This is a genomic window from Roseateles sp. P1_C6 (assembly GCF_056406315.1).
This window is the reverse complement of record NZ_JBFUAK010000005.1, coordinates 258,356-275,152: the sequence shown is the minus strand read 5'-3', so window position 1 is coordinate 275,152 and position 16,797 is coordinate 258,356. Positions and strand designations below refer to the sequence as shown.

13 protein-coding genes are annotated in these 16,797 nt (G+C 69.8%); 8 read left to right on the top strand and 5 right to left on the bottom strand.

Annotation, left to right across the window (positions count from 1 at the left end):
* Window positions 1–9 precede the first annotated feature (9 nt).
* Both AC1D29_RS12610 and AC1D29_RS12605 read right to left on the bottom strand, forming a co-directional pair.
* Entirely contained in the window at window positions 10–1,380 is a 1,371-nt protein-coding gene (locus AC1D29_RS12610) for an alpha-amylase family glycosyl hydrolase (protein ID WP_477897756.1), read from the bottom strand.
* A 193-nt stretch (window positions 1,381–1,573) separates the two neighbouring features.
* Window positions 1,574–4,420 (bottom strand): TonB-dependent receptor, encoded by a 2,847-nt coding sequence (locus tag AC1D29_RS12605; RefSeq protein ID WP_477897754.1) that lies wholly within the window; start codon window positions 4,418–4,420, stop codon window positions 1,574–1,576.
* Between the two features lie 355 nt (window positions 4,421–4,775).
* On the opposite strand from AC1D29_RS12605, the gene AC1D29_RS12600 reads away from it, so the two are divergent.
* Window positions 4,776–5,441 carry a response regulator transcription factor gene (locus AC1D29_RS12600; RefSeq protein ID WP_477897752.1) on the top strand — a complete coding sequence of 222 codons (666 nt, stop codon included), beginning with the start codon at window positions 4,776–4,778 and terminating at the stop codon, window positions 5,439–5,441.
* Window positions 5,425–6,804 (top strand): ATP-binding protein, encoded by a 1,380-nt coding sequence (locus tag AC1D29_RS12595; protein WP_477897751.1) that lies wholly within the window; start codon window positions 5,425–5,427, stop codon window positions 6,802–6,804. Before AC1D29_RS12600 ends, AC1D29_RS12595 begins: the two co-directional genes overlap by 17 nt.
* Here AC1D29_RS12595 and AC1D29_RS12590 read toward each other — a convergent pair.
* Both AC1D29_RS12590 and AC1D29_RS12585 read right to left on the bottom strand, forming a co-directional pair.
* Complete coding sequence (locus AC1D29_RS12590) at window positions 6,782–8,035, bottom strand: MFS transporter (RefSeq protein WP_477897749.1); 1,254 nt, start codon at window positions 8,033–8,035, stop codon at window positions 6,782–6,784. The two genes, AC1D29_RS12595 and AC1D29_RS12590, sit on opposite strands and share 23 nt — an antisense overlap.
* Window positions 8,028–9,218, bottom strand: coding sequence for an FAD-dependent oxidoreductase (locus AC1D29_RS12585; protein WP_477897747.1), 1,191 nt, complete (start codon window positions 9,216–9,218; stop codon window positions 8,028–8,030). The genes AC1D29_RS12590 and AC1D29_RS12585 overlap by 8 nt, the downstream gene beginning before the upstream one ends.
* A 90-nt stretch (window positions 9,219–9,308) precedes the next feature.
* Between AC1D29_RS12585 and AC1D29_RS12580 the strand changes: the two genes are divergently transcribed.
* Together AC1D29_RS12580 and AC1D29_RS12575 are read left to right on the top strand one after the other, a co-directional pair.
* Window positions 9,309–9,791 carry a MarR family winged helix-turn-helix transcriptional regulator gene (locus AC1D29_RS12580; RefSeq protein ID WP_477897745.1) on the top strand — a complete coding sequence of 161 codons (483 nt, stop codon included), beginning with the start codon at window positions 9,309–9,311 and terminating at the stop codon, window positions 9,789–9,791.
* Window positions 9,792–9,905: 114 nt separating this feature from the next.
* On the top strand, window positions 9,906–10,370 hold the full coding sequence (locus AC1D29_RS12575; RefSeq protein ID WP_477897743.1) for a hypothetical protein: 465 nt from the start codon (window positions 9,906–9,908) through the stop codon (window positions 10,368–10,370).
* A 29-nt stretch (window positions 10,371–10,399) separates the two neighbouring features.
* On the opposite strand, the gene AC1D29_RS12570 is transcribed toward AC1D29_RS12575, so the two are convergent.
* A complete protein-coding gene (locus tag AC1D29_RS12570; protein WP_477897741.1) occupies window positions 10,400–12,307 on the bottom strand; it encodes an AsmA family protein in 1,908 nt (635 codons plus the stop codon).
* A 206-nt stretch (window positions 12,308–12,513) separates the two neighbouring features.
* Between AC1D29_RS12570 and AC1D29_RS12565 the strand changes: the two genes are divergently transcribed.
* The 4 genes from AC1D29_RS12565 (at window position 12,514) to AC1D29_RS12550 (ending at window position 16,794) form a co-directional block, all read left to right on the top strand.
* Window positions 12,514–12,957: a BON domain-containing protein gene (locus AC1D29_RS12565; RefSeq protein ID WP_477897740.1), complete on the top strand. Its 444-nt coding sequence runs from the start codon at window positions 12,514–12,516 to the stop codon at window positions 12,955–12,957.
* 121 nt (window positions 12,958–13,078) lie between these two features.
* Window positions 13,079–14,116 carry a branched-chain amino acid ABC transporter permease gene (locus AC1D29_RS12560; RefSeq protein ID WP_477897738.1) on the top strand — a complete coding sequence of 346 codons (1,038 nt, stop codon included), beginning with the start codon at window positions 13,079–13,081 and terminating at the stop codon, window positions 14,114–14,116.
* Window positions 14,117–14,290: 174 nt separating this feature from the next.
* Entirely contained in the window at window positions 14,291–16,066 is a 1,776-nt protein-coding gene (locus tag AC1D29_RS12555; RefSeq protein ID WP_477897736.1) for a branched-chain amino acid ABC transporter ATP-binding protein/permease, read from the top strand.
* Window positions 16,063–16,794: an ABC transporter ATP-binding protein gene (locus tag AC1D29_RS12550; protein WP_477897734.1), complete on the top strand. Its 732-nt coding sequence runs from the start codon at window positions 16,063–16,065 to the stop codon at window positions 16,792–16,794. The genes AC1D29_RS12555 and AC1D29_RS12550 overlap by 4 nt, the downstream gene beginning before the upstream one ends.
* Window positions 16,795–16,797: the final 3 nt, after the last annotated feature.

Genomic DNA, 16,797 nt, shown 5'->3' with positions numbered 1-16,797 from the left:
TCGGCCCCCTCATTGCACGAGGACGCGCCAGCCCCAGGCGGGCAGGCTCAGCGTGGCGCAGTCGGCCAGCGGCACCTCGGCGCCGCCGTTGAAGTCCCGGTAGCGGCCGACGTGTCGCGGGCCCATCAACTTCACGTCCACGGCCGCCGCCGACAGGTTGAAGACGCCCAGAACCTTGTCGCGGCCGTTGCCGCGCACGAAGCTGAACACCTGCTTGGGCGCGCTGTTGGCCACGGGCTCCATGACGGCGCCGTCCGCGCCGTTCCACAGCGCCGTGTTGCGCTTCTTCAGCGCGATGAGGGCGGGCAGCAGCACGCCCTGCGGTGCGGCCTTCCACTCGATGGGGTCGCGCTCGAAGAATGCGAGGCGCTTCTTGTTGCCGGCCTCCTGGCCGTTGTAGACCAGCGGCAGGCCTTCGCTGATGAAGCTCAGCACGGTCACGGTGTCCGCGGCAGCGCCGAAGATCTCGAACTCGGTGCCCTCCCACGCGTTCTTGTCGTGGTTGGTCGTGTAGAGCAGCCGGTAGGCCTCGCGCGGGTAGAACTTGCGATTCCACGCGTAGTAGGGGTACAGCGAGGTCGCGTCGGCCCGGCCCTCGGCGATGAGCTTCATCGCGTCCCACCAGCTCCACGCGTAGGTCGCGTCGAAGGCGCGCGCGTGCAGGTCGCGGCTCTCCCATTCGGCCAGCAGGAACACGGGCTTGACGGCGCGCAGCTCCTTGGCGGCCTGTTCCCAGAAGTCCAGTGGCGACAGGCCCGCCGCGTCGGCGCGGTAGCCGTCCACGCCCACGTCGCGCACCCAGTACAGCAGCGCCTGCGTCATGTAGCGACGCAGCGCGGCCTTGTCGTAGTCGAGGTCGATGATGTCGTCCCAGTCGTACCAGGGCGTGGGCGTGAAGCGGCCCTGCTCGTCGCGGGCGTACCAGTCGGGGTGGGCCTTCACGAGCACGTTGTCCCAGGCCGTGTGGTTGCCGACCCAGTCAAGGATGACCTTGAGGCCCAGCTGGTGCGCCGTGGCGACGAACTGCTTGAAGTCCGCCAGCGTGCCGAACTCGGGGTTCACGGCCAGGTAGTCGCGCACCGCGTACGGGCTGCCCAGCGCGCCCTTGCGGTGCTTCTCGCCGATGGGGTGGATGGGCATCAGCCACAGGATGTCCACGCCCAGCGCCTTCAGTCGCGGCAGCTGCGCCTCGGCGGCGCGGAACGTGCCCTCCGGCGTGAACTGGCGCGTGTTGATCTGGTACAGCGTCGCGTTGCGCGCCCAGGCCGGGTGCTGGACCTGCACGTAGGGCTGAGGCTGGTCGACGTCCCTGGGCGCGGCGAGGGCGTTGCCGGCGCAGGCCAGCAGGGTGGCGGCGAGCGCGTGGAGAAGTTTGATCACGATGTTGGAATGCGGTTGACGCGCGCTTGGTACGCCGGACACGGTTGCATTGCGGGCCGAGCGCCGGGCCGCTCCCAAGCCGGCCCGGCAGGGCGATGTGCTTGCGGCTCAACGCCGCAAGCATCGCCGTCCCCGTGGGGGATCGTCCGGTCGCGCCGCGTTCGGCAGGCGCGAGCGGACGGGGGGCTTCATCTCAATACCTGTAGTTCAGACCCAGGCGATAGGTCTTGCCGTACACCACCTTGTTGGTGACGATGTTGCGGTCGGTCGTGTACTCCTGGAACGGCGCATTCGTCAGGTTGTGGCCCTGCAGCAGCACCGACAAGCCCTTCAGCCAGCCGCCCTGGAACTCATAGCCCACCTGCGCGCCGATGATGGTCTCCTGCTTGATGAAGGTGAACTGCGAGTCGCTGCGGTAGTCCAGGATCTGGCCGATGAAGTCCGAGCGGCGGTGCGCCGCCCAGGCCAGCTGGAAGCCGGCCTTCTCGTAGTACAGGCGCAGCGTCGTGACGTTCTTGGACAGGCCCGGCAGCCCGATCTCGCCCACCTGGCCGGCGAACACCGGCGAGTTCTGCGGCGACACGAAACCCGACGTCGGCAGCTTCACCGAGCTGGCGGTGTGCGAGTGGCTGACCTGCGTGCCGAAGCCGTCCAGCCAGCCGCTGAGCATGCGCCCCGGCAGGTTGACCGACAGTTCGAAGCCATGCATGTTGCCGCCCTCGCCGTTGACCGGCTGGGTCAGGAAGCCGACGCTGGAGCCCGCGAACGGGCCGGTCGTCGGCAGCGGCGTGTTGGGGCCGATGAAGGGCTTGAAGTCGAACTCGCGCGGCACGTTCAGCACGTAGTTGTCCAGCTTCTTGAAGAAGCCGGCCAGGCTGATGTAGCCATACTTGTCGAAGTACTTCTCGTAGGAAATGTCCAGCGCCGTGGCGGCATAGGGCTTGAGCTGCGGGTTGCCCGCGAAGGCCGTCAGCGCCGGCTTCTGCGCATCGGGCGCGGGCTGCGCCACCGACATGCTGGCCTTCTCGTTGTCGAGATTGGGGCGCGCGATCTGCTTGCCCAGCGCAAAGCGCAGCATCTGCTGGTTGCCCAGGTCGAACGTCAGGTTCATCGCCGGCAACACGTTGTTGTAGGTGATGCCTTCGTTGCGGACGGTGTAGGGGCAGGTCTGCTCGGTGATGCCGGTGCAGGCGTACTCGTCCACCTGGTTGCCGGTGGCGCGCTGGTCGGTGTGCACCAGCTGCAGGCCGATGTTGCCGCTGTACGGGATGCTGCCGAGGTTGCCGCCCAGGTCGGCCATCGCGTAGGCGGTGGTCACCTTCTCGCGCACAGTCCAGCCGCGCGACAGCACGTTCTTGTCCACCCAGCGGTTGGACTCGTAGATGGTGCCCAGCGACCCGGTCGGGTCCCAGGACGCGACCTCGATGCCCGACGCGCCGGCGATGGCTGTGCCGGTGCCGGGCATCTTGACGCCGGCGTAGCCGTCGCCGCCCTTGATGGACAGGCGGCCTTCGTCGCCGGCGCGGATCTTGTCGCGCTTGGACAGGTTGATGCCGAAGCGGGTGCCGGTGACGGGGCCCCAGTCCAGGTCGTGATGGGCCGTGAGGCGCAGGCTGGTCAGCGTGTCCTCGATGGTGGGCAGGGCCACGTAGCCGGCCTGCGGCGTCAGCGGCCCACCGCCCCAGCCGTCCACGTCGGTCAGCAGCGCGAAGTTGCGGTCGGCGAAGTTGCCGCTGGTCTTGTACTGCACGTCGGCAAAGTTGCTGCCGTTGAAGCCCGTCCAGCTGATCGTGGCCAGCTGCGCCGACGGCGTGCTGCCGACCTGGCCGGCCGTGGTCTCGTAGTTGCTGATGTTCTTCACGCCGTGCGAGCGCGACACGTCGCCCTCCCAGCGCCAGTCGCCGGTGCGCAGCTCGGCGTTCCAGCCCAGCGACAGCAACCGGTCCTTGTTCGAGAACATGTGGTTGCGCACTACACCCTTGTAGTTGTTCATCGTGCCGCTGGTGGCCACGCCGTTGGCGATGGTTGCGTTGCTCAGCTGGCCGTTGGGGTCGTAGATGCCGGCGCCAAAGGCGATGGCGCCTTCCAGGCCGGTCTGCTTGGTGGCTTCGGTGCCGGCGCCGTAGAACACGTCGGCGGTGGTCTTGAACTCGCTGCTCGGCTTGTACTGCAGCGTCAGCACGGCGCCGTCGCGCGTGCTCTTGCGGCGCTGCGTCTCGTACTTGAAGCCGCCCGGCACGGCCACCTGCTGGCCGTTGTAGTCCACCGTCGGCGCCCAGCCGCCCCAGCTGTCGAAGCGCTGCTCGCCGCCGTTGTCCTCGCGCAGCCGGGACAGCGCCACGGCCACGCCCAGCGTCTTGTTGGCGAACTGGTCCACGTAGACCAGGCTGGTGCGATGGCCCGAACCCACTTCCACGCCGGAGTCCACACCGATGCGCTCCTTGCGTGCGTTCAGCGCCAGCGTGCGCTTGCCATGGTCCAGCGGGCGGATGGTGCGCATGTCGATGGTCGACGCCAGGCCCTGGCCGACGAGGCCGGCGTCCGGCGTCTTGTAGATCAGCAGGCTGCTCATCAGCTCGGCCGGGAAGAGGTCGAACTCGGGGCTGCGTGCGTCGCTGGTGGACGCCTGCTCACGGCCGTTCAGCAGCGCGCCGTTGAAGGTGGGCGACAGGCCGCGCACGCTGACGCCGGTGGCTTTGCCGTTGACCTTGCTGCGCTGCGTAGCCACGCCGGCGACGCGGCTGATGGACTCGGCCACGGTGACGTCGGGCAGCTTGCCGATGTCTTCCGCCGACACGGCTTCGACGATGGAGGAGTTGTTGCGTTTGGTGGCGATGGCGTCCTCGACGCCCTTGCGGATGCCGGTGACGACGACGGTGTCCAGCGACTGCGGCGGGGGCGCGGTCTCCTGGGCCTGCGCGGCCTGGGCACCCAGCAGCAGCAGGGCGCAGGCGCGCGCAATGGGAAGCGCCGAAGGAAGGGGGTGGAGCCCGCGCGCTCGCGGCTGGCGCGGCGCTCGTGCGGCTGGCAGATGGGCCATGGGGTTTGCCTCTCGAATGTTGTAGTGATCGGGTCCGGTTCTGCTCGTCGGCCGGTGTCCGGTTCTGTGAGCGAACGGCCGCGATGCTCTGGGGCCCGCCGCGCAGCGTCAATCCGGAGCGTGAGCTGCTGAAGAAAGCCTAAAGATTGGGGGGTGTGCGGCGCTCGAAAACGCCGGTTTCCGGCGCCGTTGACGGCGCGGCGTCAAGGCGCAAGGGGCGCTATCGAACGGCGCTGAAGAAATCCTGAAGATTGGGCGTTTGGCCTTTATCCATCGGTGTTTCAGGCCGACAAGGCTGTCAATTGCGCGTTTGTGCGGTGCTGGTTTTGCGGGACGCGCCGCTAGACTGCCTGCCGTGAAGATCTATCTCATCGAAGACGACCTGAACATCGGCCAGGCGCTGCTGACCGTGTTCAAGGACGAGGGCCACGAGGTCGTCTGGGTGCGCATGGCGAGCGACGCCGTCGAGCGGCTGCGCGCCGAGGATTTCGACGCCGTGCTGCTGGACCTGGGCCTGCCCGATGGCGATGGCAGCGAGTTGCTCAAGCGCATCCGCGCGGCGGGCCTGACGGTGCCCGTGCTCATCATCACGGCGCGCGACGGCCTGCAGGACCGGCTCAAAGGCTTCGACAACGGCGCCGACGACTACCTCATCAAGCCCTTCGACATCCCCGAGCTGCTGGTGCGGCTGCGCGCCATCCTGCGCCGCAGCGGCGCGCATGGCGAGGCCGAGGCGCTGTGGAACTTCGGCAACCTGGCGCTGGAAGAGAAGCGCATGCGCGTCACGCTGGCCGGCGCGCCCATCACCTTGTCCAAGACCGAGTACGCGCTGCTGCTGACGCTGATGAAGCAGAGCGATCGCGTGCTGACGCGCGCCGAGCTGGAGAAGCGCGTGCTGCCCTTCAGCGACGGCGCGACGCTGGATGTCCACATCTCCAACCTGCGCAAGAAGATCGGTGACGGCCACATCCGCACCGTGCGCGGGGTGGGCTACATGATGCAGCGTGACCGCGTCGCCTGACCAATCGTCGCTGTTCCGGCGGCTGATGCTGGGTTTCAGTGCGGTCATCCTGGTCGTCGCGCTGGGTGGCTTCCTGTACGTGGCGCTGGAGGCCAAGATCACGCAGCGCTCGCGCACGGCCAGCGAGAACGGCGCCCATGCGCGCGAGCTGCTGCTGCACCTGACCGAGATCGCCGACAAGCCCGACCGCGTGCGCCAGGCCGCGCGGGCGCTGGAGGACGTGCGCGCCGAGATGTTTCGCCAGCTGGACTACCACTCGCATGTGCGGGTTCGCGTGTGGCAGCGCGGCACGCTGCTCTACAACTCCATGCCCGAGCTGCCGGACGCGCTGCCGCTGCCCGACAGCCCCGAGGCGCGCGACACCAACGCCTGGGTGCAGGCGGTGGAGAGGGACGAGGCCACCGGCCTGGTCGTGGAGCGCAGCCACGAGGTCGACGACCGCTGGATGCAGAGCTTCTCGGGCGTCAGCTTCCTGCTGCGCTCCAGCATCTTCAGCCTGCCGCTGCTGCTGCTGCCGGCCTGGCTCATCGTCGGCATCGGCCTGAAGCCGCTGCGCTCCATCGCCACCGTCATCGAGAACCGCTCGGACCAGGACCTGACGCCGCTGCCGGTGTCCACCTACCGGGAGCTGTCGCCGCTGGTCACGTCCATCAACCACCTGATGGCGCGGCTGCGCCGGCGCATCGAGCATGAGCATGAGTTCCTGTCCGACGCGGCGCACGAGCTGAAGACGCCGCTGGCGGCCATCCAGATCAACGCCCACCTGCTGCAGACACGCGGCGCGGAGGCTGACCCGCAGCGCCATGCGGAGGTCAGCGCGGGCCTGCGCGAAGGCGTGGCGCGCGCCAACCACCTGGTGCAGCAGCTGCTGTCGCTGGAGCGCGCCCGCTCGGACGCGAGTGATGACGCTACCCAGCCGCTGTTGTCGCTGGAGACGCTGGTGCGCGACCGCCTGGCCGCCGCCGCGCCGTTGGCCGTGCAGCGCGGCATCGACATCGACTTCCACGCCGACGCGCCCTGCGAGCGGCCGCTGCACCAGGAAACCATCTGGGCCCTGGTCGACAACCTGATCAGCAATGCGATCAAGTACTCGCCCGAGCATGGCCGCATTGCCGTGCGGCTGGCGCCCTTGGCCGAAGGCGGCTGTCGCTTGAGCTTCAGCGACCAGGGCCCGGGCATCGCCGAGGCGCTGCGCCAGCGCGTCTTCGAGCGCTTCTACCGCATCCCCGGCCAGGCTCAGAGCGGCAGCGGACTGGGGTTGGCGATTGCGGAGCGCGCCGCCGCGCGCAATGGCGGCGTCATCCAGCTCGACGCCGGGCCGGACGGGCGCGGCCTGCTGGTCACCGTGGTGTTTGCGGCTTAGCGTTCTTCTGCAGCTGCCACAGCAGCACGCAGACGATCAGCGTCGTGCCGATCAGCACGTTGCCCACCCACGGGAAATGCTCCAGCCGGCCGTCGGCGGCGATGGTGACGATGTGGCCGGAGACCAGCGCCGCCAGGCCGCCGGCCAGCTGCTGCAGCGCCGCGTTCACGGCCGTGAAGGCGCCGCGCTGCTCGGGCGCGGGGATGCCGGCGACGACGACCTGCCAGGGCACCATGCGCGAGAAGATGCCGGCGAACATGACGACGTTGACGACGATCAGCGTCGTCAGCGATGACGGCCCCAGCCGCGTGTACAGCGCCACCATCGCGACGGTGATGGCGCTGCCGGTGAAGAACACCGGCAGCGGGCCGAAGCGGTCGGTGAGCCGGCCCACCAGTGGCGCGACGAACATCGTGCTGATGCCGGTGACTAGGTAGACGATGGGCAGGTGTTCGAGGTCGATGCCCACGTTGCGCACCGAGAAGGCGCTGGCGAACGGCATGATCATGAAGCCGCCCGTCGTCAGCAGCGCCGTGATGGCGAAGGCATGCAGGTGGCGGCGCTGCGCGACGGTGTGCAGCAGGTGGGCGAACGCGCTGCGGTCGTTCTGCAGTTTCAGATGGGCGTCCACCGGCTTCATGCGCCAAGCGATCAGCCCGCCGCCGACGACGCCGAAGGCCACCAGCGCCATGAAGGGCGCGTGCCAGTCCCAGTGTGTGGCCAGGTACAGGCCGAACGGCAGGCCCAGCACCTGGCTGGCCGCGAAGCCGCCCTGCAGCAGGCCCATCACGCGGCCGCGCAGCGCGGGCTCGAACAGGTCCGCCGCGATGGCCATGACGATGGAGCCGATGACGCCGCCGAACAGGCCCGTGACGATGCGCGCCGCCAGCAGCGATTCGAAGCTCGTCGCCAGGCCGCACCACAGCGTGCCGAGCAGGAAGCCGCTGTAGAAGAACAGCAGCAGCTTCTTGCGGTCGAAGCGGTCGGCGAAGCCGGCCGTCAGCAGGCCGGCGGCACCGGCGCTGAAGGCATACGCCGACACGACCAGGCCGAACTGCTGGGTGGTCATCGACAGCGCCGGCATGATCAGCGCGCCCAGCGGCGACATGATCATGAAGTCCAGGATGACGGCGAACTGCAGCAGCGTCAGCACGCCGGTGGCGAAGCGCTGGTAAGGGGTGAAGGCCCGCGGCGGCGCGGCGGGCGGCAAAGCTTGTGTGGCTTCAGGCATGGGTGATCTGGGGTTGCAGGCGCTCGGCCTGGTGTTGCATCAGGTGTTCCAGGGCGAGGGCCTCGCCGTCGTGTGAGAGCTGTTCGGCGGCGGCATCGGCCGAACCGGCGGCGGCCTCGATGACACGTTCGAACATCGCCGCTTCGGCGCGGGCCACCGCAGCCTGCCAGTCGCCCGCGGCAGCCGCAGTGTGCGCGACGGCGCGCCCAAGCATGGCAGCATCCAGCAGCGCCGCGTTGACGCCTTCGCCCCCGAACGGGGACATCAGGTGGGCGGCGTCGCCGATCAGCGTCAGGCCTGGCCGGTGCGCCCAGCGGTGGCCCACCGGCAGTGCATGGATGGGCCGTGGCACGTAGAGGCCGTTGCTGGCCTGCAGCACGGCCTGGATGGACGGCGCAAAGCCGGCGAACTCTTCCAGCAATTGGGCCGTTACGCGCTCGGGGTTGAACAGGTCGAAACGGCGCCAGGCCCAGTCGGCCGGCACGCGAAAGACGGCGTAGGCGCGGATGTGGGCGTGGCCGTTGCGCTGGGCGATCAGCGCGCGGCCGTCGCCCTGCACCATCATCTTGCCGCGGCCCACGAGCGCGGCGACGTCGGGGTGGCGGTCGTCCACGTCGTCGAGGCCGAACTCCAGCAGCGTCAGCCCGCTGTACTGCAGCGGGTAGGACGACAGCAGCGGCCGCAGCCGGGAGCCTGCGCCATCCGCGCCCACGACCAGGTCGAAAGGCTCGCTCGCAGCCCGGCCTTCGTCCAGCAGCAGGCGCCAGCGGCCGTCGCCCGTCGGCTCGGCGCCGCTGACGGCCCGGCCCCAGCACACCGTGTCGGCCGGAATGGCGTCCAGCAGCAGCTGGCGCAGCGCGCTGCGGTCCACCTCGGGGCGGCCGCCGTCCTCGGCGTCTTGCTCGTCGAACAGCAGGTCGCCATGGCGGTTGTAGAGCTTGTTGCCCTGGTCTTCGGGGCGGGCGATGTGCGCGAATTGCGGCAGCAGCCCGGCCTCGGCCAGGGCCAGCAGGCCGCCGCCCTCATGCAGGTCCAGCGTGCCGCCTTGCGGGCGGGCCTGCATGTGCGCCTCGCGTTCGAAGACGGTGACGGCGAGGCCGGCGCGGTGCAGCATGCGCGCCAGCAGCAGGCCGCCAGGGCCGGCGCCGACGATGGCGGTGCTTGGGGGGAAAGGAGACGTCATGGTGGGCTTGAGATGCATAGGTTCCTATTCATATTAAAATAGGTGCCTATGTAAAGTCAACGGCCATTGGGCCTTCTTTTGCGAGCATTCATGGACCAGCCTGCCTGTCCTGCCCCCGACCAGCCGCCCAGCGAAGACGGTTACACGCTCAAGCTGCTGGGCCACATCCACCGCAGCTTCCACCGCGTGGCGGACCCGTTGCTGCGCGAGCGCGGCTTTGCGATGGGCCAGCTGCCGGTGCTGATGGCGCTGAAGGACGGCCGCCCGCATTCCCAGGCCGAGCTGGCGCGGTTGGCGCAGGTGGAGCAGCCCAGCATGGCCCAGCTGCTCGCGCGCATGGAGCGCGACGGCCTCGTGCAGCGCGTGCCCGACCCCGACGATGGGCGCAGCCGCCTGGTGTTGCTGACGGCCGAATGCCGGGCCCGCATGCACGAGTCGCGCGCCGTCATGCAGGCGCTGGGCACCGAGGCGCTGGCGGAGTTCTCGCCCGAGGAGCGTGCCGAACTGGGCCGGCTGATCCGCCGGCTGGCGGACAAGGTCGACCGCATGCTGGCCGAGCGCCAGGGCGACTGACGGGCGCCGGCGCGTCATAGCGCGCCGTCCTACGCGGCGTCGCGCCGGCAGCTCACAGGGCCGCCTCGCGGGCGCGGCCAAAGTCGGGGCACAACCCCCACGAGGAGACGCATCATGTCCGCAACAGACTGCCCGCCCCGGCCGGCATCGGCACCGGTGATGGCGGCCGATGTGCTGATCTGCGTCGTCGGTACCGCCGAGGTGCTGAGCCGCGCGCAGGAGGACCTGGCGGTGCTCGCGCGCGACGATGTCAGCCTGATGAGCTGGTGCCTGGACGATGACTTCGGCGAGCCACCGCCGGCGGCGGACTGGGCCGATGGCCTGGTGGTGCTGAACTCCGACGTCTGGGCCGCGCCCACCGGCTGTGCGCGGCTGCAGGCGCTGCTGAAGATGGCCTGGCGCTGCGGCCGCACGGTGGCGCTGTGCGGTGACGCGGTCAACTCCCTGACCGTGCTGGGCTTCCCGGCCGACGTGCCGGCCGAGGCGGAGGGCCTGTTCCTGTGCCCCGACGGGCCGTGCCGCGAGACGCTCAGCGAGTTCCTCGACGCCGTCCACGACCAGCCGCATCGCCGTCGTTGAGCGGCTTCAGCCGCGGCGCGCTGCGCGTTTCATTTCTTCGCCTTCACGTCCTTGGCGACCTTGACCTCGCGGGCCGTCAGGCGGCAGTCCACGGGCGGCTGATCGTCGCCCGGGTCGATGAAGGCCAGCAACGCCGCCGGTGGCGACAGCGAGCCCAGCGCCAGCGCCGCGATCGCGCGGCCGCCCAGGCGCTTGCCTTCCAGCGCCACGCGCGGGTCGGCGAGCGTGCCCTGCAGCCGCAGCGGCGCGCGCAGCGTCAGCGGCGAGAAGTCCTTGGGCTTGGCGACCAGGCGCAGGTCCAGTGACTCGTCGGCCAGGCTGACGCGACCGTCCAGCTCGATGCGGCTGTCGCGGTTGTCCATGACGGCCGTGCGTGGCCTGAGCACGCCCGCCTCGAAGCGGCCGTCCAGGCGGGCGCAGGTCAGCGGCAGGTTCTGGTCGCCCTTCAGCAGCAGCCCCAGGCCCTGGGCGATGTCCAGGCCGATGGCTTCGGTCAGCAGGTGGGAGACGCTGCCGTTCTCGATGCGCAGCTGCACCGGCCCGCTCAGGCTGCCCAGCACGGCGGCCGTGCTGCGACCCTTGCCCTGCACATCCAGCTGGGCCTTCATGCGGCCGGTCAGCGGGTGCTCGGTCAGGCTCTTCACGTTGGGCTTGAACCAGCGTTCGACGGCCAGGCCTTGCACGTCCAGGCTGGCTTGCCACAGCGGCGGGTTGGGGCGCGTGTCCAGGCGGGCCGAACCGGCGATCTCGCCGCCGGCCACGCCCGCGTTCAGGTGGCTCAGCGTCAGCTCGCCGTTCTCCAGCACGAGGCTGGCGTTGACGGGCCCCAGCGGCTCCAGGTTGGTGGTGCCGAGGTCCAGCTGCGACAGCGCGACGGCCACGCGCGCGTCCATCGCGTTCAGCGCCGGCAGGTCGAAGGCGCGGTCGGGCAGCAGGCGGCCGGGGCGGCTGGGTGGCGCGTCCGCACCGACGGCCGGCCCCAGGTCCGCCAGGCGCAGCGGGCCGCCGCGCAGCAGGCCGCTGAGCTGCGGCCGCGCGGGCCGGGTGTCGAACGCGAAGTCGCCGCCCAGCTTGCTCTTGCCGATGCGCGCGCGCACGCCGCCGAGCTGCCAGACGCCGGCGGCATGCTGCAGCCGGCCGGCGAGGTCGAAGGCCGGCGTGCTGGGCAGCGTCACGCCGAAGGGCTTGCCCACGGCGGCCAGCGAGCTGCCGCGCACCTGCAACTGGCCGTCCAGCGCGCGAGCGTCCAACAGCGACGTGGCGGTGCCGGCGAAGGACAGCCGCTCGGCACCCTGGCTCAGCTCCACGCGCAGCTGCACCGGTGGCACGCGGGCCTCGGGCGGCGACAGCAGCGCCAGGCCGGCGCTGGCCTCGGCGTTCAGCGCCAGCTGCTGGCCGCGCAGCCGCCCCTTGAGCTCGGCCTTCCAGTGGCTGTCGGCCTGCGTCGCGAAATGAGCGTCCGCCAGCAGCTGCAGCGGCGCGTCGTCGAGGTGGGCCGAGCCGTTGTGGATGACGAGCTGTTCAATCTGCGGCAGCGGCGTCGGTTCGTGGCGGGCGCCGCTGGGCTGCAGCGGCCAGGCCGTGCGGCCGGCGGCGTCGCGCTGCCAGTTCAGCGACAGCGACTGCGCCTGCACGAGCTTGAGCCGCAACGGCGCGCCACGGCGCCAGTCCCAGATGTCGCCCCAGCGCCAGGCCAGCACGACGTCGCGCGCCTCGGCCAGCGCCTCGCCCTGCGCGGAGACCACGCGCGCCTGCGGCGCCTCCAGGCGGGGGTTCCACAGCAGGTACACATGCGTCTCGGGATCCACCTGCAGGCCGTCGGGGCCGCGCTGTACCAAGCGCGGTGCCAGCCCCGGCCAGCCGGCCTGGTCCAGGGCGACGACGGTGGCGACCGCCGCGAGCACGACAGCGCCGGTGATGACTACGGCGGTCTTCATGGCCTCATGCTCGCCAGCACCCACCGTGACCCGCGTGGGACGGTGGCGCCGACGCCTGTAGGACATGACCGCCGACGTCCGGGCCGGCCGCGGCCTGTCGGTCTGGTCCGACATGCAATCGGCACCTGGGCTGAAATTCAGCGCCGCTCTGGGCGTCCAAAGTGAAGGCACCGGCCCCTGAGGCCTCAACCCCGAAAGGACGCCCGATGAATCACTCCGCCCGACTGCCCCTGCTGGCCGCACTGGCCCTGTCCGCCGCCTTGGTCGGCTGCAACAAGAACCGCGATGAAGAGCTGAGCGCCGGCCAGCGTCTGGACGGTGCCGTGGCCGATGCCAAGCGCACGGCCGAGGAAACCAAGCGCGATGCCAAGGACGCGATGAACAGCGCCGAGAACTCGGCCGCCCGCGCCGCCAACAACACGGCCCAGGCCACCACCGACATGGCCATCACCGCCAAGGTCAACGCCGCGCTGGCCGTGGACGACAAGCTCAAGGCCACGCAGATCAATGTCGACACGCGCGAAGGGCAGGTCACGCTGACCGGCGCCGCGCCCGACGCGCAGTCGCGCGAGCGCGCCACGACGCTGGCCTCCGCTGTCGACGGCGTGAAGCAGGTCAACAACCAGCTGGTTGTCAGCAAGAACGGCTGAGCGAGCTTTCTCGCCAGGCAAAGGCGCCCTTCGTGGGCGCCTTTTGCGTTCTGGGTGATTTCCCGACCGTGCGGTCGGCAAATCGCCGATACCATGGGCGCACTCTTCATTGCGCGCCGCCATGGATCTCACGATTGCCGCCATCCTGGGCTTAGACGGGCTGACCAACGGGGCCATCTACGCCCTTGTCGCGCTGGCCCTGGTGCTGGTCTTCTCGGTTACCCGCGTCATCTTCATCCCGCAGGGCGAGTTCGTCGCCTTTGGCGCGTTGACGCTGGCCTCGCTGCAACTGGGCAAGGTGCCTGGCACCGTGTGGCTGCTGCTGATGATGGCCGCGGCCGTCGCGGTGCTGGACCTGGTCCAGGCCGTGCGGGAGCGCTGGAGGATGGCCCGGCTCGCGCTGAGCCTGTTGCAGACGCTGAGCTTTCCTATCGGCATGGCGGTGGTGGTGCCGCTGACCGCGCAGCAACAGCCCGCACTGTGGATCCAGGTATTGATCACGCTGGCCATCGTCACGGCCATGGGCCCGCTGCTGTACCGGCTGGCCTACCGCGCGCTGTCGGGTGCCAGCGTGCTGACGCTGCTGATCGTGTCGGTCGGCGTGCACTTCGCGCTGACCGGCATCGGCCTGGTCTTCTTCGGTGCCGAGGGCTATCGGACGCCGCCGTTCTGGGACGCCCGCTTCGACGTCGGGCCGCTGAGCTTCACGGGGCAGACGCTGATCATCTTCGGCGCGTCCGTGGCGCTGCTGGTGGCGATGTTCGTTTTCTTCGAGCGCACGCTGACCGGCAAGGCGCTGCGCGCCACATCGGTCAACCGCACCGGTGCGCGGTTGATGGGCATCTCCAGCGACGCGGCCGGCGCACAGAGCTTCACGATGGCCGCCTTCATCGGCGCGCTGTCGGGCCTGCTCATCTCGCCGTCGACCACCATCTATTACGACACCGGCTTCCTGATCGGCCTGAAGGGCTTCGTCGCCGCGGTGTTCGGCGGCCTGGCCAGCTTCCCGATGGCCCTGGCCGGCGCCATCGGCGTGGGCCTGATCGAAAGCTTCGGCTCCTTCTGGGCCAGCGCGTTCAAGGAGGTCATCGTCTTCACGGTGATCCTGCCCATCCTCCTCTGGCGGTCGTTCGTGGACCCGCACCACGAGGAGCATTGAACATGATGGAAGCCCCTCGCCCAGTCTCGCACCGGCTGAACGCCGGCCAGCCCGGTCGGTCCCCCGCGGGGACGGCGATGCTCGCGGCATCAAGCCGCGAGCACATCGCCAGTGCGGGCCTGCTTGGGAGCGGCCCGGCGCTAGTCCCGCAAATTCCCTCCGTCGCCAGCTGACATGAACCGCAGCCATCTTGCGGCGGTTGCCGCCATCGTCCTGCTCGTCCTGCCCTTCGCCCCGGTGCCGGACTTCTGGATCACGCAGCTCAACTACATCGGCCTGTTCTCGCTCGTCGTGCTGGGCCTGGTGCTGCTGACCGGCGTCGGCGGCCTGACGTCCTTCGGCCAGGCCGCGTTCGCCGGCATCGGCGCCTATGCCACGGCCTACCTGTCAACGACGCTTGGGCTGTCGCCCTGGCTGGGGCTGCTCGCTGGGCTGGCGATCACGTTGCTGCTGGCGCTGGTCATCGGCCTGCTGACGCTGCGCATGTCGGGCCACTACCTGCCGCTGGCCACCATCTGCTGGTGCCTGGCGCTGTTCTACCTGGTCGGCAACCTGGAGGCCCTGGGCAAGTACGACGGCCTGCTGGGCCTGCCCGCGATCACGCTGGGCGACTTCAGCTTCCAGAGCGAGCGGCGCATCTACCTGCTGATCTGGCTGGCCGCGCTGCTGGCGGCGCTGGCGGTCACGCAGCTGCTGGACTCGCGGCCCGGCCGCATCATGCGCGCGCTCAACACCAACCGCGGCGGCGGCGCGACCATGCCCGAAGCGATGGGCGCGTCCACCTTCCGCTACAAGCTGGTGATGTTCGTCATCGCGGCGCTGCTGGCGTCGGTGTCGGGCTGGCTGTATGCGCACATGCAGCGCAGCGTGAACCCGTCCCCCTTCGGCATCAAGTTCGGCATCGAATACCTGTTCATGGCCGTGCTGGGCGGCATCGGTACGGTGGGCGGCGCCTTCACCGGTGCGGCCCTCGTCAAGCTCGCCGAGGACCAGCTCAAGGTCGTGCTGCCCATGGTCTTCGGTGGCTCGGGCAACTACGAGATCATCGTCTTCGGCGTCGTGCTGGTGCTGGTGCTGCGCTTTGCGCCGGACGGCCTGTGGCCGCTGATTGCGCGCTGGCTGCCTGGCGCGGCCAGGCGCGTGGTGGACGAGACGGCGCCGGCCTTGAGCGCGCGCAGCCACCCCGCGCGCGGCGCGCCGCTGCTGGACGTGCGCAAGATCCGCAAGCAGTTTGGCGGCCTGGTGGCCGTCAACGACATCAGCTTCGCGATCCGCGCCGGTGACATCGTGGGCCTCATCGGCCCCAACGGTGCCGGCAAGAGCACCACCTTCAACCTCATCTCCGGCGTGCTGCCGTTGACCAGCGGCGAGGTGGAGCTGGGGCAGCAGCGCGTGGACGGCCGCGCCAGCCGAGACATCGCCCGCGCCGGCCTGTCGCGCACCTTCCAGCACGTGAAGCTGGTGCCGGACATGACGGTGCTGGAGAACGTGGCGTTAGGCACCTACCTGCGCACTAAGAGTGGCACCGTGCGCGCCATGCTGGGCCTGAACGCGGCCGAGGAGCGCCAGGCCCGCGCCGAGGCCATGCGCCAGCTGCGCCGCATCGGCCTGGCCGACCAGGCGCACGAGCTGGCCGGCAACCTGGCGCTGGGCCCGCAGCGCCTCGTCGAGATCGCGCGGGCGCTCGCCAGCGACCCCTCGCTGCTGCTGCTGGACGAACCCGCCGCCGGCCTGCGCCACAAGGAAAAGGAAGCCCTCGCCGAGGTGCTGAAGCAGCTGAAGGCGGAAGGCCTGTCGCTGCTGCTCGTCGAGCACGACATGGACTTCGTCATGAAGCTCACCGACCGCATCGTCGTCATGGAGTTTGGCCGCTACCTGATGGACGGCACGCCGGCCGAGGTGCAGGCCAGCCCTGCGGTGCGTGCGGCTTACCTGGGAGCGGACGAATGAGCGCGCTGCTGGAAGTTGCCGATCTGCACGCCGGCTACGGTCGCGCCGAAGTGCTGCACGGCCTGAGCTTCACGGCCGCCGAGAAGAGCGTGGTCACCGTCATCGGCCCCAACGGCGCCGGCAAGTCCACGTTGCTGGGCGCGCTGATGGGACTGATCCCGTCGCGCAGCGCGACGCTGCGTTTCGCGGGTGAAGACATCGCCAAGCTGACGCTGGAAGAGCGTGTGCTGGCCGGCCTGGCGCTGGTGCCGGAGAAGCGCGAGCTGTTCGGCACGATGACCGTCGAGGACAACCTGCTGCTGGGTGGCTGGCGGCCCAAGAAACTGGGCGACCGCAAGTGGCGCGATGGCATGGAGAGCGTCTACACGCGCTTCCCGCGGCTGAAGGAACGCCGCGCGCAGGCGGCCGGCACGCTGTCCGGCGGCGAACGCCAGATGCTGGCCCTGGGCCGCGCGCTGATGGGGCAGCCCAAGCTGTTGATGCTGGACGAACCCAGCCTGGGCCTGGCGCCGCTGATCGTGCGCGAGATCTTCACCATCGTCGACGCGCTGCGTGAAAGCGGCGTCAGCATCCTGCTCGTCGAGCAGAACGCCCGCGCCGCGCTGCGCGTGGCGGACCACGGGCATGTGTTGGAGACGGGGGAGTTCGGCTTGAGTGGGCCGGCGGATCAACTGGCGGCTGATCCGCGGGTCATCGAGACGTATCTCGGGGCGGGGCATAAAGGCTAGAGT